The 20570-nt window shown below is 68.9% G+C and carries 19 protein-coding genes and 2 pseudogenes; 15 read left to right on the top strand and 6 right to left on the bottom strand.

Features of this window, described 5'->3' with window-relative positions; all coding sequences use genetic code 11:
• Positions 1-113 precede the first annotated feature (113 nt).
• The 7 genes from wag31 to QRN16_RS07495 all read left to right on the top strand — a co-directional run bounded on the left by wag31 (position 114) and on the right by QRN16_RS07495 (position 8408).
• A complete protein-coding gene (wag31, locus tag QRN16_RS07525) occupies positions 114-974 on the top strand; it encodes a DivIVA-like cell division protein Wag31 (RefSeq protein ID WP_027505857.1) in 861 nt (286 codons plus the stop codon).
• Positions 975-1039: 65 nt separating this feature from the next.
• Positions 1040-1225 (top strand): hypothetical protein, encoded by a 186-nt coding sequence (locus QRN16_RS07520; protein ID WP_285185433.1) that lies wholly within the window; start codon positions 1040-1042, stop codon positions 1223-1225.
• A gap of 219 nt (positions 1226-1444) precedes the next feature.
• The gene (gene ileS / locus QRN16_RS07515) at positions 1445-4579 is read left to right on the top strand and encodes an isoleucine--tRNA ligase (RefSeq protein ID WP_285185431.1); all 3135 of its coding nucleotides are present in this window, start codon (positions 1445-1447) and stop codon (positions 4577-4579) included.
• A 55-nt stretch (positions 4580-4634) separates the two neighbouring features.
• Positions 4635-5927 (top strand): DNA polymerase IV, encoded by a 1293-nt coding sequence (locus tag QRN16_RS07510; protein ID WP_373428381.1) that lies wholly within the window; start codon positions 4635-4637, stop codon positions 5925-5927.
• A gap of 138 nt (positions 5928-6065) precedes the next feature.
• Positions 6066-6704, top strand: a complete 639-nt coding sequence (locus QRN16_RS07505) for a hypothetical protein (RefSeq protein WP_222641506.1) — start codon at positions 6066-6068, stop codon at positions 6702-6704.
• 232 nt (positions 6705-6936) lie between these two features.
• Positions 6937-7584 (top strand): cutinase family protein, encoded by a 648-nt coding sequence (locus QRN16_RS07500; RefSeq protein WP_285185424.1) that lies wholly within the window; start codon positions 6937-6939, stop codon positions 7582-7584.
• Positions 7585-7934: 350 nt separating this feature from the next.
• The gene (locus QRN16_RS07495; RefSeq protein WP_261769496.1) at positions 7935-8408 is read left to right on the top strand and encodes a WKL family lipoprotein; all 474 of its coding nucleotides are present in this window, start codon (positions 7935-7937) and stop codon (positions 8406-8408) included.
• 62 nt (positions 8409-8470) lie between these two features.
• Here the strand turns inward: QRN16_RS07495 and QRN16_RS07490 are convergent, their stop codons facing one another.
• Together QRN16_RS07490 and QRN16_RS07485 are read right to left on the bottom strand one after the other, a co-directional pair.
• Positions 8471-9226 carry a hypothetical protein gene (locus QRN16_RS07490; RefSeq protein WP_285185421.1) on the bottom strand — a complete coding sequence of 252 codons (756 nt, stop codon included), beginning with the start codon at positions 9224-9226 and terminating at the stop codon, positions 8471-8473.
• The gene (locus QRN16_RS07485) at positions 9217-10158 is read right to left on the bottom strand and encodes a hypothetical protein (protein ID WP_156380553.1); all 942 of its coding nucleotides are present in this window, start codon (positions 10156-10158) and stop codon (positions 9217-9219) included. Before QRN16_RS07485 ends, QRN16_RS07490 begins: the two co-directional genes overlap by 10 nt.
• A gap of 69 nt (positions 10159-10227) precedes the next feature.
• Here QRN16_RS07485 and lspA point away from each other — a divergent pair, with 69 nt between their 5' ends.
• The 3 genes from lspA to QRN16_RS07470 are packed head-to-tail and all read left to right on the top strand — an operon-like array spanning position 10228 to position 12361.
• Positions 10228-10806, top strand: a complete 579-nt coding sequence (lspA, locus tag QRN16_RS07480) for a signal peptidase II (RefSeq protein WP_231476321.1) — start codon at positions 10228-10230, stop codon at positions 10804-10806.
• The gene (locus QRN16_RS07475; RefSeq protein WP_027505865.1) at positions 10803-11729 is read left to right on the top strand and encodes an RluA family pseudouridine synthase; all 927 of its coding nucleotides are present in this window, start codon (positions 10803-10805) and stop codon (positions 11727-11729) included. The genes lspA and QRN16_RS07475 overlap by 4 nt, the downstream gene beginning before the upstream one ends.
• Before the next feature lie 5 nt (positions 11730-11734).
• Complete coding sequence (locus tag QRN16_RS07470; protein ID WP_051613372.1) at positions 11735-12361, top strand: hypothetical protein; 627 nt, start codon at positions 11735-11737, stop codon at positions 12359-12361.
• 2 nt (positions 12362-12363) lie between these two features.
• Here QRN16_RS07470 and QRN16_RS07465 read toward each other — a convergent pair whose 3' ends face one another.
• Positions 12364-12954 carry a CHAP domain-containing protein gene (locus QRN16_RS07465; protein WP_222630607.1) on the bottom strand — a complete coding sequence of 197 codons (591 nt, stop codon included), beginning with the start codon at positions 12952-12954 and terminating at the stop codon, positions 12364-12366.
• A 92-nt stretch (positions 12955-13046) separates the two neighbouring features.
• On the opposite strand from QRN16_RS07465, the gene QRN16_RS07460 reads away from it, so the two are divergent.
• A complete protein-coding gene (locus tag QRN16_RS07460; protein ID WP_502943992.1) occupies positions 13047-13700 on the top strand; it encodes a SanA/YdcF family protein in 654 nt (217 codons plus the stop codon).
• A gap of 96 nt (positions 13701-13796) precedes the next feature.
• Positions 13797-13913 (top strand): annotated as a pseudogene (locus QRN16_RS07455) (carbonic anhydrase); the annotation flags it as partial.
• Positions 13914-13926: 13 nt separating this feature from the next.
• On the opposite strand, the gene QRN16_RS07450 reads toward QRN16_RS07455, so the two are convergent.
• The gene (locus tag QRN16_RS07450) at positions 13927-14580 is read right to left on the bottom strand and encodes a hypothetical protein (RefSeq protein ID WP_285185407.1); all 654 of its coding nucleotides are present in this window, start codon (positions 14578-14580) and stop codon (positions 13927-13929) included.
• A gap of 186 nt (positions 14581-14766) precedes the next feature.
• Here QRN16_RS07450 and QRN16_RS07445 point away from each other — a divergent pair, with 186 nt between their 5' ends.
• Positions 14767-15534, top strand: coding sequence for an MBL fold metallo-hydrolase (locus tag QRN16_RS07445; protein WP_027505869.1), 768 nt, complete (start codon positions 14767-14769; stop codon positions 15532-15534).
• Positions 15535-15546: 12 nt separating this feature from the next.
• On the opposite strand, the gene QRN16_RS07440 is transcribed toward QRN16_RS07445, so the two are convergent.
• Together QRN16_RS07440 and QRN16_RS07435 are read right to left on the bottom strand one after the other, a co-directional pair.
• Positions 15547-15834: a DUF3253 domain-containing protein gene (locus QRN16_RS07440; RefSeq protein WP_285186082.1), complete on the bottom strand. Its 288-nt coding sequence runs from the start codon at positions 15832-15834 to the stop codon at positions 15547-15549.
• Positions 15817-15951 (bottom strand): annotated as a pseudogene (locus tag QRN16_RS07435) (DUF2256 domain-containing protein); the annotation flags it as partial. The gene QRN16_RS07440 and the pseudogene QRN16_RS07435, both read right to left, overlap by 18 nt.
• Positions 15952-16058: 107 nt before the next feature.
• Between QRN16_RS07435 and rarD the strand changes: the two are divergent.
• Both rarD and dnaE read left to right on the top strand, forming a co-directional pair.
• Positions 16059-16958 carry an EamA family transporter RarD gene (rarD, locus tag QRN16_RS07430; RefSeq protein WP_222631447.1) on the top strand — a complete coding sequence of 300 codons (900 nt, stop codon included), beginning with the start codon at positions 16059-16061 and terminating at the stop codon, positions 16956-16958.
• A 41-nt stretch (positions 16959-16999) separates the two neighbouring features.
• Positions 17000-20566 (top strand): DNA polymerase III subunit alpha, encoded by a 3567-nt coding sequence (gene dnaE / locus QRN16_RS07425; protein ID WP_051613374.1) that lies wholly within the window; start codon positions 17000-17002, stop codon positions 20564-20566.
• The last annotated feature ends 4 nt before the right edge of the window (positions 20567-20570 follow it).

Genomic DNA, 20570 nt, shown 5'->3' with positions numbered 1-20570 from the left:
TGGTTGCCCCCACTACGGCAGCCGGGTGCCAAGCCACTGTTGATCGAACGAATGCTCGCGTACATCGCTTGTCGATGCTCCACCGCTCTCGAGACGCGTGAAGGGACCCTTCCATGCCGCTGACTCCCGCCGATGTGCACAACGTCGCGTTCAGCAAGCCGCCCATCGGTAAGCGCGGATACAACGAGGACGAGGTCGATGCATTTCTCGATCTCGTCGAACAGGAGCTGTCGCGCCTGATCGAGGAGAACGCCGACCTGCGTCAGCGGGTCGGAGAGCTCGATCAGGATCTCGCCGAGGCCAAGAGCTCGGCAGCGTCGCGTCAGAGCACCCCTGCCCCCGCGCCTGCTCCCACCCCCGCACCGGCACCGCGTCCGGAGCCCGCTAAGCCGGCACCGGTCGTCCAGGCCGCTCCGGCACCGGCTCCTGCCCCCGCCGCGGCGTCGTCCGCCGGCGATTCGAACATGCAGGCTGCGAAGATCCTGGGTCTCGCCCAGGAGATGGCCGATCGCCTCACCGGTGACGCGAAGACCGAGTCCGAGCAGCTGCTCGGGAGCGCTCGCGCCAACTCGGACCGTCTGGTCAGCGAGGCGCAGAGCCGCGCCGAGTCCCTCGTCTCCGAGGCTCGCCAGAAGGCCGACGCGCTGCTGTCCGACGCACAGACGCGCTCGGAGACACAGCTGCGCCAGGCCAAGGAGAAGGCCGACGCGCTCGAGAGCGATGCCGAGCGCAAGCACACCGAGATCATGGCGACCATCAACCAGCAGCGTTCGGTCCTCGAGGAGCGCATCGAGCGCCTCAAGACGTTCGAGCGCGAGTACCGGGTCCGCCTCAAGTCCTACCTCGAGTCGCAGCTGCAGGAACTCGACCAGCGTTCGTCCGCACTGCCGGTCGACAGTGGTCAGGATCCGTTCAGCAAGGACAACGGCCAGTCGTCGAACTTCGGACAGTCGTACGCCAAGGGCAACAACTGATCCGTCCTCGTCGAGGCTGTTCCGGGGGGAACCAGCGGGGGGATCGAGGGTGAACGGATGAGTGCGTGCTTGTTCTGACGCTGGTTCTGGCGGGCGTCGGGTTCGCGTTACTCGTCGTCTCGCTCGTCACGGGATCCGTGGTGTGGGCCTGGGCCTGCATCGCGGTGTGTCTCGTGGGTGCGGTCCTGCTGCTCGCCGGTGCCCTCGCGGGCCGGCGGCGGCAGACTGCCTCACGCTCGAAGTACAGGTAGGTCCAGCGATGATCCGGCCATCACCGGGGAGCTGTCCGGAAGAACGGTCTCGGCCCGCACGGGTCGGTGCTCAGTAGAACCGGACGGGTCGAGCCCGTCACAGCTCGATCGGAGAGTGGGTCGCCTCGGCGGCCAAGCGGGGTGGTACCGCGGCTTCCGGCGCTGAGTGCCGGTCGTCGTCCCCGTGCCGCATCGAACGGGCACAGGAGCACCGCAGCCATGACCACCACCGACGACACCTCGACATCCGACGCCGGGTACCCCCGCGTCCGCTACACCTCGGAGTCCGGCAGTCCCGATTTCCCGGCTCTCGAGCAGCAGGTCCTCGCGCACTGGGACGCGGACGGCACATTCCGAGCCAGCGTCGACGCGCGTGCCGACGCGGATGAGTTCGTCTTCTACGACGGGCCGCCCTTCGCCAACGGCCTCCCGCACTACGGCCATCTCCTCACCGGCTACGTGAAGGACCTGATCCCGCGTTTCCAGACCATGCGCGGGCGCAAGGTGGAGCGACGGTTCGGCTGGGACTGTCACGGTCTCCCCGCCGAGCTCGAGGCGGAGAAGCAGCTTGGCATCACCGACAAGAGCCAGATCGACACGATGGGTCTGGCGGAGTTCAACGCGTACTGCAAGCAGTCCGTTCTGCGGTACACCGGCGAGTGGCGCGACTATGTCACGCGCCAGGCGCGGTGGGTGGACTTCGACAACGACTACAAGACGCTCGACCTGGACTTCATGGAGTCGGTCATGTGGGCGTTCAAGGAACTGCACGACAAGGGCCTGGTGTACCAGGGCTTCCGCGTGCTGCCCTACAGCTGGTACGAGCAGACGCCGCTGTCGAACCAGGAGACCAGGCTCGACGACGCCTACAAGATGCGTCAGGACCCAGCGGTCACGGTGCGGATGACGTTGAGCGCGCCCGGCTCCCCGCTCGACGGTGCGGACGCACTGATCTGGACCACCACCCCGTGGACCGTGCCGTCCAACCTGGCGATGGCCGTACGCCCCGACATCGACTACGTGCAGATCGAGGACGGCGCGGGCGGCCGTGTCGTGCTCGCCCGAGATCGGGTGTCGCACTACGCCCGTGAGTTCGGCGACGAGCCCGTGGTGGTGTCCGAACACACCGGTGCCGATCTGATCGGTCTCGCCTACGCGCCGCCGTTCGATTTCTTCCTCGGTCACGAGAACAGTCATCGTGTGCTGTCGGCCGACTACGTGACCACCGACTCCGGTACCGGAATCGTCCACCTGGCACCGGCTTTCGGTGAGGAGGACATGGACGTCGCCACGGCCAACGGCATCGAGGTGGTGCAGCCGCTCGATGCGGGCGGCAAGTTCACCGCGATGGTGCCGCCGTACGAGGGGCTGATGATCTTCGATGCCAATCCGGTGATCATCAAGGACCTCAAAGCGTCGGGAAAGCTGGTGCGGCACGAGACGATCGAGCACTCGTACCCGCACAGCTGGCGTTCGGGTCAGCCGCTGATCTACATGGCGGTGCCGTCGTGGTTCGTCTCCGTCACCAGTTTCCGCGACCGGATGGTCGAGCTGAACCAGGACATCACGTGGGTGCCCGAGCACATCCGCGACGGCCAGTTCGGCAAGTGGCTCGAAGGTGCGCGTGACTGGAACATCAGCCGAAACCGGTACTGGGGCAGTCCCATCCCGGTGTGGGTGTCGGACGACCCCGCGTACCCGCGCACCGACGTGTACGGCAGTCTCGACCAGATCGAGGCGGACTTCGGCGTCCGTCCGAACGACCTGCACCGGCCGTTCATCGACGAGCTGACCCGTCCCAACCCGGACGACCCCACGGGCCGGTCCGTCATGCGTCGAGTCCCCGAGGTACTGGACTGCTGGTTCGAGTCGGGCTCGATGCCGTTCGCCCAGGTGCACTACCCGTTCGAGAACGCCGAGTGGTTCTCCACGCACAACCCGGGCGACTTCATCGTCGAGTACAACGGTCAGACGCGTGGGTGGTTCTACACCCTCCACGTCCTGGCGACGGCGCTGTTCGACCGGCCCGCCTTCCGGACGGTCGCGGCACACGGCATCGTGCTGGGCGAGGACGGGCTCAAGATGAGCAAGTCCAAGGGCAACTACCCGGACGTCAACGAGGTGTTCGACCGCGACGGCTCCGATGCCATGCGGTGGTTCCTCATGTCGTCCCCGATCCTGCGGGGCGGCAACCTGATCGTCACCGAGCAGGGCATCCGCGAGGGTGTGCGGCAGGCACTGCTGCCGATGTGGAACGCGTGGAGTTTCCTGCAGCTGTACGCGTCGAAGCCGGGGACGTGGCGGACCGATTCCACCAACGTGCTCGATCGCTACATCCTGGCCAAGTTGGCCGAGACCACGCGCGTCATCACCGAGGCGTTGGAGGCGGTCGACATCGCGGGGGCGTGCGACGAGTTGCGTCAGTTCTGCGACGCGCTGACCAACTGGTATGTGCGGCGTTCGCGTCAGCGCTTCTGGAACGAGGACGCCGACGCGATCGACACTCTGCACACGGTGCTCGAGGTGCTCACCCGCGTCGCGGCCCCGATGCTCCCGCTCGTCAGCGAGGTCGTCTGGCGGGGACTCACCGGTGGGCGCTCCGTGCATCTCGCGGACTGGCCGGTGGTCGGTACCGAGTTGCCGGCCGATCCCGAGCTGGTCGCGGCAATGGACGAGGTCCGCACCGTCTGCGGCGCGGCGCTGTCGCTGCGCAAGGCGAAGAACCTGCGCGTCCGCCTGCCGCTGCAGGAGCTCACCGTCGCCGCCGACGACGCCGAGCGGCTGCGCCCGTTCGCGGACCTCATCGCCGACGAGGTGAACGTCAAGCGTGTCGATCTCACCGAGAACGTCGACGTGCACGGCCGTTTCGAGCTCGTCGTCAACGCCCGCGTGGCCGGTCCGCGTCTGGGCAAGCAGGTGCAGGCGGTCATCAAGGCGGTCAAGGCAGGGGAGTGGAGCGAGACCGACGGCGTCGTCACGGCGGCAGGTCTCGAGCTGCTGCCCGAGGAGTTCACCCGGCGCCTGGTCGCGGCGGAACCGGAGTCGACGGCGGCGCTCCCGGGCAACGCCGGGCTGGTCGTGCTCGACTCGGAGGTGACCGAGGAGCTCGAGGCCGAGGGGTGGGCCAAGGATCGTATCCGCGAGTTCCAGGACGCCCGACGGTCCGCGGGTCTGGACGTGTCCGACCGCATCGCGGTGACGGTCGACGTTCCCGCCGAGCGCCGGTCCTGGTTCGACACGCACCGCGATCTCATCGCCGGCGAGATCCTGGCCACCGATCTGCAGGTCGGCGATCCGGGTTCGGCAGCAGTCGATCTCGGCGACGGAGTGCGGGCATCGCTGGTGAAGGCCTGACGGTGTGAGCGGCGGGTCGGCCGAGCGCAGCAGACGCTGGGTGTTGCATCTCGACATGGACGCGTTCTTCGCGTCGGTCGAGCAGCTCACCCGGCCGACGCTGCGGGGCCGACCCGTGCTCGTCGGCGGTGGCGGTGGTCGAGGCGTCGTGGCGGGATGCAGCTACGAGGCACGCGTGTTCGGTGCCCGGTCGGCGATGCCGATGCACCAGGCTCGACGACTCGTCGGATCCGGTGCGGTGGTGGTGCCGCCCCGCGGCAAGGTCTACTCGGCTCTCTCCACCGTCGTCTTCGACACCGTGCGGCGCGTCGTGCCGGTGATCGAACAGCTCTCGCTCGACGAGGCGTTCGGTGAGCCCGCGGAGTTGGCGGGAGCGACCGTGGCCGAGGTGGAGGAGTTCTGCGCCGCGCTGCGTGCGTCAGTCCTGGACGCGTCCGGGCTCGTCGCCTCCATCGGAGCAGGAGCGGGCAAGCAGATCGCGAAGATCGGCTCGGGCCTCGCGAAGCCGGACGGCATCCGGGTGGTCTCTCCGGCGGACCAGGCCGCCCTCCTCGAGACTCTGCCGGTGCGGAAGTTGTGGGGCATCGGGCCGGTGGCCGAGGACAAGCTCCGCCGACTGGGAGTGCACACGGTCGGTGCGTTCGCCGCGATGCCGGAGGCGGAGGCCGCGTCCGTACTCGGTTCCGCCGTCGGCCCCAGCCTGCACCGTCTCGCACGTGGTCTCGACGATCGACCCGTGGCGGAACGCGCCGAGTCCAAACAGGTCAGTGCCGAGACCACCTTCGCCACCGACATCGTCGACATGGCCGGGTTGCGATCCGCCATCGTCGCCAGCGCGGAGGCCGCCCACACCCGATTGACGAAGGACGGGCGGGCGGCCCGCACCGTCGTCCTCAAGCTCCGCAAGTCCGACATGAGCATCGTGACCCGTTCGGCCACACTGCCGTACGCGACGGTCGATCTGGCGACGATCGTGGCCACCGCGCAGCGGCAGGCTCTCGATCCGCGCGAGCTCGGCAGTATCCGACTCGTGGGCGTGGGCCTCGCCGGGCTGTCGACGGTCCGGCAGGAGTCGCTGTTCCCCGAACTCGACCAGGAGGGCCTCGACGTCGACTCCTCGGTCACCGCGGCCGAGCCCGCGCCGGTCGTCACGAGCGACGTCCTGCTCTGGCGGCCGGGGCTCGACGTCCGACACGACGAGTACGGCCACGGGTGGGTGCAGGGCGCAGGGCACGACGTGGTGACCGTGCGGTTCGAGACGCGGAGCACGGGCCCCGGGGTGGCGCGGACCTTCTCCGGAGACGACGAGCACCTCGCGGTGGCGGATCCGATGGACAGTCTGGCCTGAGGCTCACCGATCGAGTCCTGTGACCCATCCGCGGGGCGCGCACCGCCGAATACGCGTGACTGCGGCGTCTGTCGCCGCACCCGTACGACGAGGAGTGCCCGTGCCCGGCACCGAGTTCACGCTGCGAGCCTCGCTCCCATGGTGAGCGATCAGCGGCACCCGCTCGCGGGTCTGCGCGGAGCCGAGTGGGTCGCCGTCTGTGCAGATCTCCTGCACGCGGACGGAGCGACCGCGGTACTCACCTCCACGCACGCCCCGGACAGCAGGCGCGTGCTGTACCCGACCGCCCACGATGCCGTGCAGCTGGCGGATCTGCAGTACCTCCTGGGCGAGGGACCGCACGCGGAGACGATGGCGGACGGTCGGATGCACAGTGTGTCGGTCGACTCGGCGGCGGATCGCGTGCGATGGCCCCTGCTGGTCGACTGTCTCATCGAGTCGGGGGTGCGATGGGTCCGGACCGTCGCGGTCGGAGCGAGCAGCCGCGTCGGCACCCTGCAGTGCCACGGACGCGGTCCCCTCGGCACACCCGACGAGAGGACCGTCGCGGCGGTGGGCAGACTCGCCGATGTGCTGGGCGACGAACTGGTCACCTCCGGCCTGGCAGGCGTACCGGCGGATCCGGGCGGTGAGTGCGACCTGATCGACGAGGCCATCGGTGTCCTGGCCGGTCGTCACCGGATCGACGCGCCCGCGGCGTCGGCCGTGCTGCGGGCGGCGGCGTTCGCGGCGGATCGCACGGTGGCCCTCCAGGCCCGAGCCGTTCTCGGCGTCTGAGCGGTGCGTCGGCAGCATCTGTCGACGCCCGGGACGACACGAGGAGGTTTCGGCGTCCGAACTGCTCGTCGTGACGGTCTTCCGGCGCTCGTTCCTTCCGTGTCTTCGGCGTTTCCGGTGACATGCGGGAAATGCGTTCGTGCAATTGTGATGTGTGCGAACAAGTACTGTCACCCGACATTTCCGTCCGTTACTGTGACCGAGTCCACTGACCTTCGGGGAAAGGCTCGTCATGAATGTCAGACTTCTCGCTCGGGTGTGTGCAGCGGCGTCTGTCGCCGCTGCGGCCCTGGTCGTTCCCAGCGCTGTGGCCACCGCGGCGCCGTGTACGGACGTCGACGTCTCGTTTGCACGCGGGACCGGTGAACTGCCCGGACTCGGCATCACCGGTGGACCTTTCACCAGCAGTGTCACCTCCACGCTCGCCGGACGGTCCGTCAGCACCTACGCCGTGAACTACGCTGCCGACTTCTCGCAGGCCAGCGCCGGGCCCGGCTCGCGTGACCTGGTCGCGCACATCACCTCCGTCGCAGCAGCATGTCCTGCAACGCAATTCATCATCGGTGGGTACTCACAGGGTGCCACTGTGGTCACCAATGCCGTGGGTCTGCGCACCCCGAGCAGTCTCACCGGTTCCGTGCTGCCCGCCGGCGTCGCCGACAGGGTCGAGGCCGTCGTCGTGTTCGGCAACCCGTTCGGTCTGACCGGGAGGACCATCGAGTCGGCGAGCGGAACCTACGGCCCGCGCGCCCGCAGTTTCTGCAACTTCGGAGACCCGGTGTGCCAGATCGGCGGATTCAATTCCTTTGCGCATCTCACCTACGCGAGCAATGGCAGCGCGGGTCAGGGTGCGACATTCGCAGCCTCCCGAATCAGCTGAATCGCTCATTGTTCGACTGATCGGAGCTCGGTGGACCGAATGTGCGCGGTGCATGCAGGTTCGGCGTCGAACCCGGCATCCTCCACCCGGCCAGGGGTTCGCCCCGTGCGCAGCGCGCGGTGTTCTGCGCAGGATGCAGAGTGCGCGCTACCCCGTGCGGTGCGCGCGGCGGCCACCGCGCCGGCCGACGCCGCCCACCCTGTGACCCCTCTCGAGAGCGCGACGAGCTTTACCGTTTCCTCAGAACTGGTCGGTAAGGTCTGGCCCGACGCTCGATACCGAGTCAACTCACGAGATGTAAGGACGTACACGTGAAGCTTCCCCGTACCGGACGCGCACTGGTGGCAGGCATGGCAGTCGCCGCCGCCCTGACGATGACGGCGTGCAGCAGCGGCGAGGACGGCGGCACCACCGACGCCACCACGTCGGCAGCCACCACCTCCAGCGCAGTTGCCGAGGCACCGTCCGATCTCCCCCCGGTTCCCACCGCCGAGGAGCTGAACACGCGCCTGCAGGAGAGCCTCGATCCCAACGTGCCGCTCGAGCAGAAGGTCCAGTACGTGCAGGGCGCGGAAGCCGATCCGGAGCTCATCAACAAGGTCGCCGAGGCCGCTCGCGTGAACAACGCGAAGATTCAGGTCCTCGACGTGACCGATCTGGGCGACGGCACGCTCAGCTCCAACGCCACCATCGATCTCGGTGGCCAGGTCAACCCGCTCCAGGTCGCCTACGTGGCCGAGGACGGGGAGTGGAAGCTGTCGAAGGACAACGCTTGCGCGATCGTGTCGCTGGCGCAGCTGACCTCGCCTGCCTGCACCGCCTGACACCGCAGTACCGACCACACGACGCCGGCATCACCTTCGGGTGGTGCCGGCGTCGTCGTGTCTCAGCGCAGCCGGTCGGCGGCGGTGCGCGCGAGCGTCCGCACCAGGTCGGGGTCGACGGGCTCGGTCCCGGTGGCCACCAGTTGGCTCAGGGTGGATCCGGAGACGGTGAGGATCGCGTCCGTCGTCAGGGACACGCCGTCGCTGCTCGCCGCGAGTCGCACCGCCACGGAGGCATCGCCGATCGGGGCGACGTCGGTGAGCAGGGTCGAGGCGCCGACGCGGTAGTCCACCCGCACACCGTCGGCGTCCGTGCCGCTGAAGGTCGCGCATCGTGTGAGCGAGTCCTGCACGGCCGTGAACGCGGTGAGGGCGCCGGGACCGTCGTAGCTCGCGGCGTCCTGGTCGATCGACGAGAAGTCGGGTCCGCCGTAGGAGACGGATGCGGCGCTGATGACGCCGGGCACCTGGGTGGCGATGGGCGCCAGCACCGCGGCGCACTCGGCGGGGTCGGTGCTCGACCGGTCCTCGGCCGTCGCGCCCGGAGCGCTGGGGTCGAGCGGAGGCAGGTCGTAGCCGGTGTAGCCGGGTGGGAGGTCGGCGATGCTCAGGAGCCGACCGGCGAGCAGAGCGTTGTCGGTGATCGGGCCGGTGCCGGTGGCCGACGGCGGAGGGACCGGAGTGAAGGCGGGGAGCCCGACGGTGGGCGCCTCGGGCGTGGCCTCGCTCGGTGTGTCGCCGACGTCCCGATCGGTGCCGCATCCGACGAGCACCACCGCGAGCGCTGCCGTGACCGCGCCCAGTCGTCTCAACTCCACGTCACCGTGTTGCTGGTGGTCTGCTTCAGCGTCGTCTGGCTGTTGGCGTCCCGGTAGACCTGGTCGCCGCCGACGGCGACCGTGCCGCCCAGGGGAAGCGGCTTGGACGGATCGATCCGCAGCTGCCCCTGGCCGGTCATCACGAACGACTCGATGTTCAGGGTGCCCTGCTCGTCGGGCAGCTGCCAGATCGGTTCCTCCGGCGACTGGGTCACGGCGACGTCGACCGTCGCGACGCCGTCGTCGAACGAGGTGAGTGTCGCCGTCGTCGTCTGCAGCAGCGAGATCCCGCTGACGACCTCCTGGGTGACGGTCCATCTCGCGCCGACGCCGATGGGCTCTGCCGGGAACGGGACGGCGCGGTACACCGCCTGGGACAGCGCCTGCTCGACGGCTGATCGAGCGATGTCCCGGGCGTCCGGCGACGGATCGATGGTGAGTGCGGTGACGGCACCCGACGGCGTGGTCGCGAAGCCTGCGGACGATCCCGCGGTGGGCCCGAGGCTCGCCTGCAGGGTGGCGTCCGACGTGGTGGCCGCACCGAGTGTCATGTCGACCTGGAGTCCGTCGGACCCGGCCGCCGAGCGTGAGGTCGCCGTCATCGGCAGCGTCAGCGGCGGGGTCGAGAAGTCCTGCGCCTCGGCAGCGTCGATCTGCTGGCTGATGGTCGACTCGGCCACGAGGGTCGCGGTCTGCTCTGCTTCCGACGGGGTCGCGGTGACGACGGTCCGCGGCTCGGCTCCGGCATCGACCAGAGTGGTGGTGACGGCGGAGACCGGGAGGGTGACCGCGGACGTGCTGGGGGTCAGCTCCTCGGTCGCGGGTACGTCGGTGTCGGTCCCGCACGCCCCGAGCGAGAGGACGACGGTGACCGCTGCCGCGGCGACGAGGGTGGTGGAGCGTCGGCGGGGTCGTGTCGAGAGCAGTGTCACGCGCCCGAGGTTAGCGTCGGATCCTGAGCGGCCGGTGAGCGGTGAGGGCAGGTAGTGGACAATGGTGGGGTGACCGACGTGGAGAATCCGGACCGACCCCTGGCCCGACGTACCCGACGGCTGTTCGCTGTCGCGGCGGTCGTGCTCGCCCTGGACCTGCTCACGAAGATCGTCGCGGTCGCCGTCATCGAGCCCGGTCGACCGATCGAGATCATCGGTGACACCGTCACCCTCCGCATGGTGCGCAACGCGGGCGCGGCGTTCTCGATGGCCACGGGCATGACCTGGCTGTTGACGCTGGTGGCCGTCGCCGTCGTGGTGGGTGTGATCCGCATCGGACGCACTCTTCGCTCCGGCTGGTGGGCCGTGGGCCTCGGCCTGGTGCTGGGCGGCGCGCTCGGCAATCTGATCGACCGATTCTTCCGCTCGCCCGGCCCGCTGCAGGGTCACGTCGTGGACTTCGTGTCCATCGGCTGGTGGCCGGTCTTCAACGTCGCCGATTCCTCCATCGTCTGCGGGGCCGTCCTGCTGGTGATCATCACGCTGTTCGGGATCGAGCCGGACGGGACTCGCCGTGCCGACGACAAGGGTGACGACCCCGCGGTGACCGAGAGCGCAGCGGCGACGGAGTCGGAGAAGAAGGCGTGAGGGAGACACGGTCGATGCCCGTTCCGGACGGGCTCGACGGCATGCGCGTGGATGCGGGACTGGCTCGGCTGCTGGGGTTGTCGCGGACCGTCGTCGCGACCCTCGCCGAGGAGGGCGCCGTCCAGGTCGACGGTTCCACTGTGGCGAAGTCCGACCGTCTCGGCGGCGGCACGTGGCTCGAGGTGGAACTGCCCGAGCCCGCGCGTCCGTTGACCATCGAGGCACAGCCGGTGCCGGGCATGGAGATCCTGTACTCGGACGACCACATCGTCGTCGTGGACAAGCCGGTCGGAGTGGCCGCGCACGCGAGCGTGGGCTGGACGGGACCGACGGTGATCGGTGGTCTCGCGGCCGCTGGATTCCGCATCTCGACGTCCGGGGTCCACGAGCGTCAGGGCATCGTGCACCGTCTCGACGTCGGGACGTCCGGCGTGATGGTGGTGGCGACGTCGGAGCATGCGTACACCGTGCTCAAGCGCGCGTTCAAGGAGCGCACCATCGACAAGCGCTATCACGCTCTGGTGCAGGGACATCCGGACCCGAGCAGCGGAACCGTCGATGCGCCCATCGGACGACACCGCAGCAACGACTGGAAGTTCGCCGTCACGGCCGACGGCAAGCCCAGCATCACCCACTACGACACGGTCGAGGCGTTCCAGGCCGCGAGCCTGCTGGACGTGCACCTCGAGACCGGGCGCACTCACCAGATCCGGGTGCACTTCTCGGCGCTGCGGCATCCGTGCTGCGGTGATCTGACCTACGGTGCCGATCCGCGCCTGGCCGAACGGCTCGGCCTCGAACGCCAGTGGCTGCACGCCCGCGCACTCGGGTTCACTCATCCCGGTGACGGCCGCTACGTGGAGTTCTCGAGCCCGTACCCGGCGGATCTGCAGCACGCACTGGACGTGTTGAGAGCGGGCTGAGACGCGTGCGCGCCGTGTCCGCGGCGTCGGTCGTCGCGTTGATCGTCGCGGTGCTCGTGCTCGGTGTCCTCGACCCGGTCCGTGGTTCGTCGGTTCGCACCGATGCCCTCGGTCCCGACAACGACGAGACCGCCGCGCAGTACGTGGCCCGGGTGGACCCGCCCTCCGGCGACGGAGATCGGTGGGCGCTGGTGTCCTTCACCCGGTCGATGCGTGCCGACGAGATCGCGCCCACCGTCGACGGAATCAGGGTCTCGGTCGTCTATGCGCACGTGCCGATCGACCGCGTGCAGACCCCGCTCGTGGTGGTCCCGGTGCCGGACACCGACTCCGTGCTCGCGTCGTCCGTCCGTCTCGCCGCCGGCCTCGTTCCGCCCGGACGCGACCAGCGCGGGAACGCGATCGCGACGGTGGTGCGCGCACGCCTGCAGGCCGACTGTGACTGCGCCGCAGGAGTTCTGGTACGTGCGAGTGTTCCGGAACTCGCCGCGCTCGCGGGCCTGGACGGCATCCGCGCGGTCGAGGCATTGCCGGGGGACGCGGTCTACGGCCGGTTCGCGGTGGCACCGCTGTATCCCGAACGCGACGGCGACGCGGTGCAGCCCGACGACGGCCCGGTTCCCGCCTCCTGACCTCAGGACCCGAGCAGGCCGAAGCCGAGCACCGCCGAGTCGTCCGCCCAGTCCAGATCGTGAATGCGGATCCCGCCCATCTCGTTGCCGCCGACGGTCGTGACCGTGTCCCCGTCCACCGCGACCACGATGTTCGTGTGCTGCCCGACGAGCAGATCCCCGACGGGCCCACCCGACTCGTACAGGACGACGTCGCCGACCGCGGGGGAGTGGTCGCCGACCGGCGCGAAACGGCCCTGTTCCTGGTAGTACTCCGTCAACGTGTAGACACCGGGAATGCGCCACCCACCCGAATGCGGATTGGTGAACGGCTGTCCGGCCTGGCGCATCACGTGACTGACGAAGTCGGCGCACCAGGCCTCGTCGACGCCCTCGGAGTAGAACGTGGCGGGACGGGGATCGCGATACTCACGCTCCACCACCTCGAGCACACGCTGCTGCGCAGGGGACAGGGACGCGTCGGCCGCGGGGAAGTCGGCGGTGTCCCACGGGTACCACCGCTCGGGCGCGGTCCACAGCACCGCCGCGACGGCGACCACCGCGAGGGCGACGACGCCGGCGACGGTACGGCGGACGCGGGTGCTGGTGGGCATGCCTCGACGCTACCGAGCCGGGTCTCCGTGGTCAGGATCGCGGCGCCGATCTTCACGGAACCCTCACATGATGGACTGGGGACATGAGACGTGTGGGGCGCCGACATCTGATCCGTGCCGTCGGCGGGTCCGCCGCCGCGGTGCTCGTCGTCGTGCTCGGATCGGCGGCGTGGGTCGCCGCCTCGTCCCACGGTCGGCTGTACACGGCGGACACCGCGCCGCGCGCTCCCGTCGCCATCGTGCTGGGCGCTCGGGTCCAGGAGGGCGAACCGTCGTCGTTTCTCGCCGGTCGTCTCGACGCGGCACTCGATCTGGTGCGGCGCGGTACCGTGCGCGCACTTCTGTTGTCGGGCAACGCCGCCGGCACGTCGGGTGACGAGGTGGAGGTGATGACGCGCTACCTGGTGCGCCGCGGCGTCGATCCCGACCGCATCGTGGCCGACCCGTACGGTCTGACGACCCACGACACGTGTCGACGCGCTGTGGCGACGTACGGAGTGTCGACGGCCCTGATTGTCAGTCAGGACACCCATGCCGCACGTGCGGTGGCCCTGTGCCGAGCTGCTGGGATCGATGCCGGCGGTGTCGTCGCTCCCTGTGACTGTTCCCGGCGCTTGCTGCTGCGGCAGTTCGTACGCGAGATGCTCGCGCGTCCCAAGGCCGTGCTGGACGTGCTCCGCGGCTCCGCGCCCGCGGTGCAGTCGCCACCGACCGACGCGGTGCGCCGCGCCGTCGAGATCGGCTGACCCGAGTCACTCGGATCACCTCGAGCCCAACCCTGTTCGCACCGTCGCACCGCGAGCAGTCCGGAGACCCGAGCGCGAGTGTTCCTGTCGCGATGCTTGCGGCGACAGCTCCGGCGCATCGAGCTCAGTCCGTTCGTCTCGCGGACGACGTCGTTGCGCGGCTTCGTGTTCGACGTGGCGACCGGTGCGCTGCGTGAGGTTCAGCCGGCCTGATCGAGCGTGTCGGTCAGCCTGCGCTGCCGCGGCGGGCCTTCTCCAGCGCGGCCAGTGTCGACATGACGGTGGCGCGCTGACGTTGCAGGTCGCTGAGCCGGGCACGCGCGGGCAGACCCGACGACGCCTCGGCGTCGGCGATGCCGGTCTCGATGGCGGTGAGCTGCTCGAGCAGACCGGTCACGCGATCGGCGAGCACGGCGACGTCCACCGTGCTGACGGCACCCGACGGAGCGGAGGACGACGAGCGGGACGGGGTGGTGCGGACGGCGGCGGACGCACCGGCGCGGGCCGAGGCCTTCCGGACGTCGGCGGCCGCGGGACGCTTCGGCAGGCGGACCCGGTCGAGAGCGGCACGCGCACTGCGAGCCGCGGTGCGGTGCTCGAGCTCCTCGTCGTCGTCGGACGTCACCGCGCCGCCCAGGGGACGCAGGCCGTACATGCCGATGAAGCGACGCGCCGTGTCGATCGTGTTCTCGTGTTCACGGCACTCACCGCACCGGGGCTCGTCCCGGTAGATCTCGATGTCGGTCCGGCTGCCGCACCACACGCAGCCGCCGGGACTCCACCGCCGGGTGACGGGGGTGTCGTCCGCAGCGGTGTCGTGGGGTGAGGTGGTGGTCATCGTGGAGGAGGCGCCGGAGCCGAGATTTCGATCATCGATCACGTCGAACCAGCGTAGTGCACGACACGAGGCCCGAGGAGCGGGAGCGGCTGTCGCCTCGTGCTTTTCGCGTCGTCGGTGACCAACGTCATGACACACCCGGCTCCGCTCGGTCGTGTCATCGGCGTGTCGCGTCAGCAGACTCGTCGGTCTTCCCCCGGGGCTCCCGACCGTCCATACTCGGCAGTCGTGAGCACACTCGAAGTCACGACCGTCGCCGACGGCGTGCACGTCGCGTTCGGGCCGGACGTCAACTGGACACTGTTGGTCGACGGCGAGGACGTGACGCTGGTCGACTCGGGATATCCGCGGTACGTCGGTGCGGTCGTCGAATCGCTCCGTCGTGTCGGTCGGCGTCCGGAGGACGTGCGGGCGATCCTGCTGACACACGCGCACATCGACCACATCGGCGGCGCCGGCCACTTCGCCTCGACCTACGGCACGCCGGTGCTCACCTCGGACACCGAGGCGCGGCATGCCCGACGTGAGTATCTCGAACAGGCATCGCCGCTCGACGTGGCGCGTAACGTCTGGCGGCGCGGTGCGCTCGCATGGACGGTGCGCATCGCTCGCGCGGGCGGAACCGAATCGGGCGCCGTCGCCGACGCCGAGGGGTTCGACTCGGTCGTCGGATCCGTGCCGGGTGGGCCGTTGGACCTGCCGGGCGGGCCGGTGCCGCTCGACAGTTCGGGTCACACGTCCGGTCACACCGGGTATCACGTGCCGGGTGCGGGGGCCGTTCTGTCCGGTGACGCCCTGGTCACCGGACACGCTTTGAGCGTTCGGACCGGACCGCAGATGCTGCCGCCCCTGTTCGCGCACGATCGGCCGCGGGAGTTCGACGCGCTCGACGCTTTCGTCGGCCTGGACGCCGACGTCCTGATTCCCGGACACGGGGGAGTGCATCGCGGGTCCGTCGACGACGCGGTGCGGCGGGTCAGGTCCGCACGCGCCTGAGTCGACTCCGGGTCAGCGGGGTCGCCGAATGCGGATGGGACCCTTCGCCGTCGACGGGTCGACCACGTTTCCGCCCTGCGTGATCTCCGCCTCGCCCGCGGCGACGAGACGGCGGGCGGCGCGGCGGACGGGTTCCATCAGGGGGCGCCAGTCGTCCGGCGCCACGGCGCGAGCCACGTCGGAGGGACAGATCGACGAATCGCGCGAGCGACTGTCGAGCAGCCGCCGGATCGCGTCCTCGAGGCCGTCGTCGGCTCCCGCGGAGCCCGTGCGTCGGCACGCGTCGCTGCAGTACTTCACCGAGTCCCAGTCGCGTTCCCACTTCTTGCGCCACTCGATCCGTCGACCGCAGACGGCGCAGGTCTTGTCCGCCCGAGCCTCGGCCTCGCCGCTCGGCGCCTTCTTCCTGTGTGCCACCTCGTCGATTGTGCACCGGTCGGGGATAGCGTGAGCGCGTGCGCAGTCTCACGTCCTCTCTCGGCTCCCGGCGCGGTGGAGCTCCCCGGTCGTCCTCCAGCGTCGGCATGGCCAGCGGTGTCGGTGCGTACGGACTGTGGGGACTGTTCCCGGCCTTCTTCGGCGTGCTGTCCTTCGCCGGACCCGTCGAGGTCCTCGCGCACCGCATCGTGTGGACGTTGGTGCTCATGCTCGTCGTCCTGGCGGTGTTGGGACGACTGTCCACGCTGCGCGGTCTCCCGGCGCGCACGTGGGGTGTGGTGGCGTTGTCGTCGGCGTTCATCTCGATCAACTGGGGCGTCTACATCTTCGCGGTCTCGCAGGACCGTGTGGTCGAGGCAGCCCTCGGATACTTCGTCAATCCGCTCGTCAGTGTCCTGCTCGGCGTCGTGGTGTTCCGGGAGCGGTTGGGCCGTGCGCAGATCGCGGCCCTCGCGCTGGCCTTCGTCGCGGTGGTCGTGCTCACCGTCGACTACGGACGGCCTCCCGTCATCGCCCTCACCCTGGCCTTCTCGTTCGCGCTGTACGGCGTCATGAAAAAGGTGGTCCGGCTCGAACCCACCACGTCTCTGACCGCGGAGGGGCTCGTGGGGGCGCCGATCGCGATCGGTTACCTGGTGGTGCTGGGCGTCACCGGGGGAGCGAGCGCCCTCTCGCTCGGGGTGCCGCACGCCCTGCTGCTCGTCCTCGCCGGGCCCGTCACCGCGCTGCCGCTGCTGCTGTTCGGGGTCGCCGCGCAGAAGCTGCCGTTGGTCACCCTCGGTCTGCTGCAGTACCTGACACCGGGCCTGCAGCTCGCGTGGGGAGTGCTGGTGCTGAACGAGGACATGCCCGCGTCGCGGTGGATCGGTTTCGCACTCATCTGGTGCGCGCTGGCGATCTTCACGGTCGACTCCGTGCGGCGTCTGCGGGCGCATCGCGTGGCGTCGGTGCCGGTCGAGGCGGCGTCCGCGGACGCCCCGCGCTAGTCCTCATCCGTCACAGTCGTCACACGCCGCGTGTGCGGAGAATGTTGTCGGCTCGACGACCTAGAGTGGCTCCCGTGTCGGACTTCGTTCATCTCCACAATCACACCGAGTACTCCATGCTGGACGGGGCGGCGAAGATCGCGCCGATGTTCGCGGAGGCCCAGCGCCTGGGGATGAGCGCGGTCGGGATGACCGACCACGGCAACATGTACGGGGCCAGTGAGTTCTACAACGAGGCCAAGAAGGCCGGGGTCAAGCCCATCATCGGGATCGAGGCCTACATCGCCCCGGAGTCCCGTTTCAACAAGAAGCGCGTGCTGTGGGGAGACCGCAGCCAGAAGTCGGACGACGTCTCGGGCAGCGGCGCGTACACGCACATGACGATGGTGGCGGAGAACGCGACGGGTCTGCGCAACCTGTTCAAGCTGTCGTCCCTCGCGTCCACCGAGGGGCAGCTGGGCAAGTGGGCGCGCATGGACGAGGAGATCATCGCCAACCACGCCGAGGGCATCATCGCCACCACCGGCTGCCCGTCCGGCGAGATCCAGACCCGGCTTCGTCTGGGCCACGAGCGTGAGGCGCTCGAGGCGGCGGCCAAGTGGCAGGAGATCTGGGGCCCCGACAACTTCTTCCTCGAACTGATGGACCACGGTCTGTCGATCGAGCGGAGGGTGCGAGAAGGACTGCTGAGCATCGGGGAGCAGCTCGGCATCCCCCCGCTCGCGACCAACGACTGCCACTACGTCACCAAGGACGCGTCGGTCAATCACGAAGCGCTGCTGTGCATCCAGACCGGTAAGACGCTGAGCGATCCCACCCGGTTCAAGTTCGACGGCGACGGCTACTACCTCAAGTCCGCGGAGGAGATGCGCGCCCTCTGGGACGACGAGGTGCCCGGCGCGTGCGACTCCACGTTGCTCATCGCCGAACGCGTCCAGTCCTACGACGAGGTGTGGGAACACCGCGACCGGATGCCGGTGTTCCCGGTGCCGGAGGGCTACACGCAGGGCACCTGGCTCCGCAAGGAGGTCATGGACGGCCTGCACCGCCGCTTCCCCGACGGTCCGACGGAGGAGTACCTCTCCCGTGCGGACTACGAGATCAGCGTCATCCTCGAGATGGGCTTCCCCGCCTACTTCCTCGTCGTCGGTGACCTCATCAACCACGCCAAGGAGGTCGGCATCCGCGTCGGCCCCGGTCGAGGTTCGGCGGCCGGGTCGCTCGTCGCCTACGCGATGGGGATCACCAACATCGACCCGCTCCCGCACGGTCTGCTGTTCGAGCGGTTCCTCAATCCCGAGCGCGTCTCCATGCCCGACATCGACATCGACTTCGACGATCGCCGACGCGGCGAGATGGTGCGCTACGCCACCGAGAAGTGGGGCAGTGATCGTGTCGCGCAGGTGATCACGTTCGGCACCATCAAGACGAAGGCCGCCATCAAGGACTCGGCCCGCGTGCAGTTCGGGCAGCCGGGCTTCGCCATCGCCGACCAGATCACCAAGGCACTGCCCCCGCCCGTGATGGCGAAGGACATCTCGGTCGCGGGCATCACCGATCCGACGCACGAGCGGTACAAGGAGGCCACCGAGGTCCGCTCGCTGATCGACTCGAACCCCGACGTCGCGAAGATCTACCAGACGGCCAAGGGTCTCGAGGGGCTGATCCGCAACGCTGGCGTCCACGCCTGCGCGGTCATCATGTCCTCGGAGCCGCTGACCGACGCCATCCCGGTGTGGAAGCGTCCGCAGGACGGCGCCATCATCACCGGCTGGGACTACCCGTCCTGCGAGGCCATCGGCCTGCTGAAGATGGACTTCCTGGGGCTGCGCAACCTCACGGTCATCGGTGACGCCATCGACAACATCAAGGCCAATCGCGGCATCGACATCGACCTCGACGCCCTGCCTCTCGATGATCCGGCGACGTTCGAACTGCTCTCGCGCGGAGACACTCTCGGCGTGTTCCAGCTCGACGGCAGCGCGATGCGGGACCTGCTGCGCAAGATGCAGCCCACCGGATTCGAGGACATCGTCGCCGTCCTGGCGCTCTACCGGCCCGGTCCGATGGGCATGAACTCGCACAACGACTACGCCGATCGCAAGAACGGTCGTCAAGAGGTCAAGCCGATTCACGCGGAACTCGAGGAACCGCTGAAGGTCATCCTCGGCGAGACGTACGGCCTGGTGGTCTATCAGGAGCAGATCATGCAGCTGGCGCAGAAGGTCGCCGGCTACTCGCTCGGCCAGGCCGACCTGCTGCGGCGCGCCATGGGAAAGAAGAAGCTGTCCGAGCTGGAGAAGGCGTACGCCGGATTCCGCCAGGGCATGCTGGACAACGATTTCTCCGAGGCCGCCATCAAGGCGCTCTGGGACACCGTGCTCCCGTTCGCCGGCTACGCGTTCAACAAGTCGCACTCGGCGGGGTACGGGCTGGTGTCCTACTGGACGGCGTATCTCAAGGCCAACTACCCGGCCGAGTACATGGCCGGACTGCTCACCAGTGTCGGCGACGACAAGGACAAGGCGGCGATCTATCTCGCCGACTGCAGACGGCTCGGCATCACCGTGCTGCCGCCGGACGTCAACGAGTCCGAGCTCAACTTCGCCTCGGTGGGCGAGGACATCCGCTTCGGTATGGGCGCGGTGCGCAACGTGGGCGCCAACGTCGTGGCGTCCATCATCTCGGCGCGCAAGGAGAAGGGGAAGTTCACCGACTTCTCCGACTACCTGGCCAAGATCGATGCGACTGCCTGCAACAAGAAGGTCACCGAGTCTCTCGTCAAGGCCGGTGGTTTCGATTCGCTGGACCATCCACGCAAGGGTTTGATGCTGATCCACGCCGACGCGATCGACTCGGTGCTGGGCACCAAGAAGGCGGAGGCCATCGGCCAGTTCGACCTGTTCGGCGGCGTCGACGCCGACGAGTCCATCACCTCCGTCTTCAACGTGAAGATCCCGCCCGAGGAGTGGGACAGCAAGCACCGTCTCGCTTTGGAGCGGGAGATGTTGGGGCTGTACGTGTCCGGGCATCCGCTGAACGGAGTCGAGCACGTGCTCGCGGCTCAGTCGGACACCGCCATTCCCACGATCCTCGAGGGCAGTCTGAAGGACGGCACGCAGGTCACGGTGGGCGGCATTCTGGCGTCGGTCAACCGACGGGTGAACAAGAACGGTCTGACCTGGGCGTCCGCCCAGCTCGAGGATCTCACCGGCGGTATCGAGGTGCTGTTCTTCCCGCAGGCGTACTCCGTGTTCGGTGCGGACGTCGCCGAGGACGCCGTGGTGCTGGTGAAGGCCAGGGTGTCGGCTCGGGACGATCGGATCTCGCTCATCGCGAACGACATCGCGGTTCCCGATCTGTCGTCCGTCGGTGTCGCCAAGCCCGTCGCCGTCAGCTTGCCGACGCGTCAGTGCACCGCGGACAAGGTCGGGGCGCTCAAGCGGGTGCTGGCCAGCCATCCCGGCACCACCGACGTGCACCTGCGCCTCATCAGTGGCGACCGGGTCACCATGCTCAAGGTGGACGAGAAGCTGCGCGTCACACCGTCATCGGCGCTGATGGGCGATCTCAAGGCGCTGCTCGGACCCGGCTGCCTCACCGTCTGACGCG

The sequence above is a fragment of the Rhodococcus sp. MEB041 genome (assembly GCF_030208955.1).
Lineage (GTDB): Bacteria > Actinomycetota > Actinomycetes > Mycobacteriales > Mycobacteriaceae > Rhodococcoides.
The sequence above is the reverse complement of the archived record's forward strand: the minus strand, read 5'-3'. Positions and strand labels throughout refer to the sequence as shown.

Excerpts from the sequence above, each read along its gene's own strand:
- wag31 (WP_027505857.1), top strand. The coding sequence starts at position 114 with ATGCCGCTGACTCCCGCCGATGTGCACAACGTCGCGTTCAGCAAGCCG.
- ileS (WP_285185431.1), top strand. The coding sequence starts at position 1,445 with ATGACCACCACCGACGACACCTCGACATCCGACGCCGGGTACCCCCGC.
- QRN16_RS07510 (WP_373428381.1), top strand. The coding sequence starts at position 4,635 with ATGGACGCGTTCTTCGCGTCGGTCGAGCAGCTCACCCGGCCGACGCTG.
- QRN16_RS07505 (WP_222641506.1), top strand. The coding sequence starts at position 6,066 with ATGGTGAGCGATCAGCGGCACCCGCTCGCGGGTCTGCGCGGAGCCGAG.
- QRN16_RS07500 (WP_285185424.1), top strand. The coding sequence starts at position 6,937 with ATGAATGTCAGACTTCTCGCTCGGGTGTGTGCAGCGGCGTCTGTCGCC.
- QRN16_RS07495 (WP_261769496.1), top strand. The coding sequence starts at position 7,935 with ATGGCAGTCGCCGCCGCCCTGACGATGACGGCGTGCAGCAGCGGCGAG.
- QRN16_RS07465 (WP_222630607.1), bottom strand. The coding sequence starts at position 12,954 with ATGCCCACCAGCACCCGCGTCCGCCGTACCGTCGCCGGCGTCGTCGCC.
- rarD (WP_222631447.1), top strand. The coding sequence starts at position 16,059 with ATGGCCAGCGGTGTCGGTGCGTACGGACTGTGGGGACTGTTCCCGGCC.
- dnaE (WP_051613374.1), top strand. The coding sequence starts at position 17,000 with ATGTTGTCGGCTCGACGACCTAGAGTGGCTCCCGTGTCGGACTTCGTT.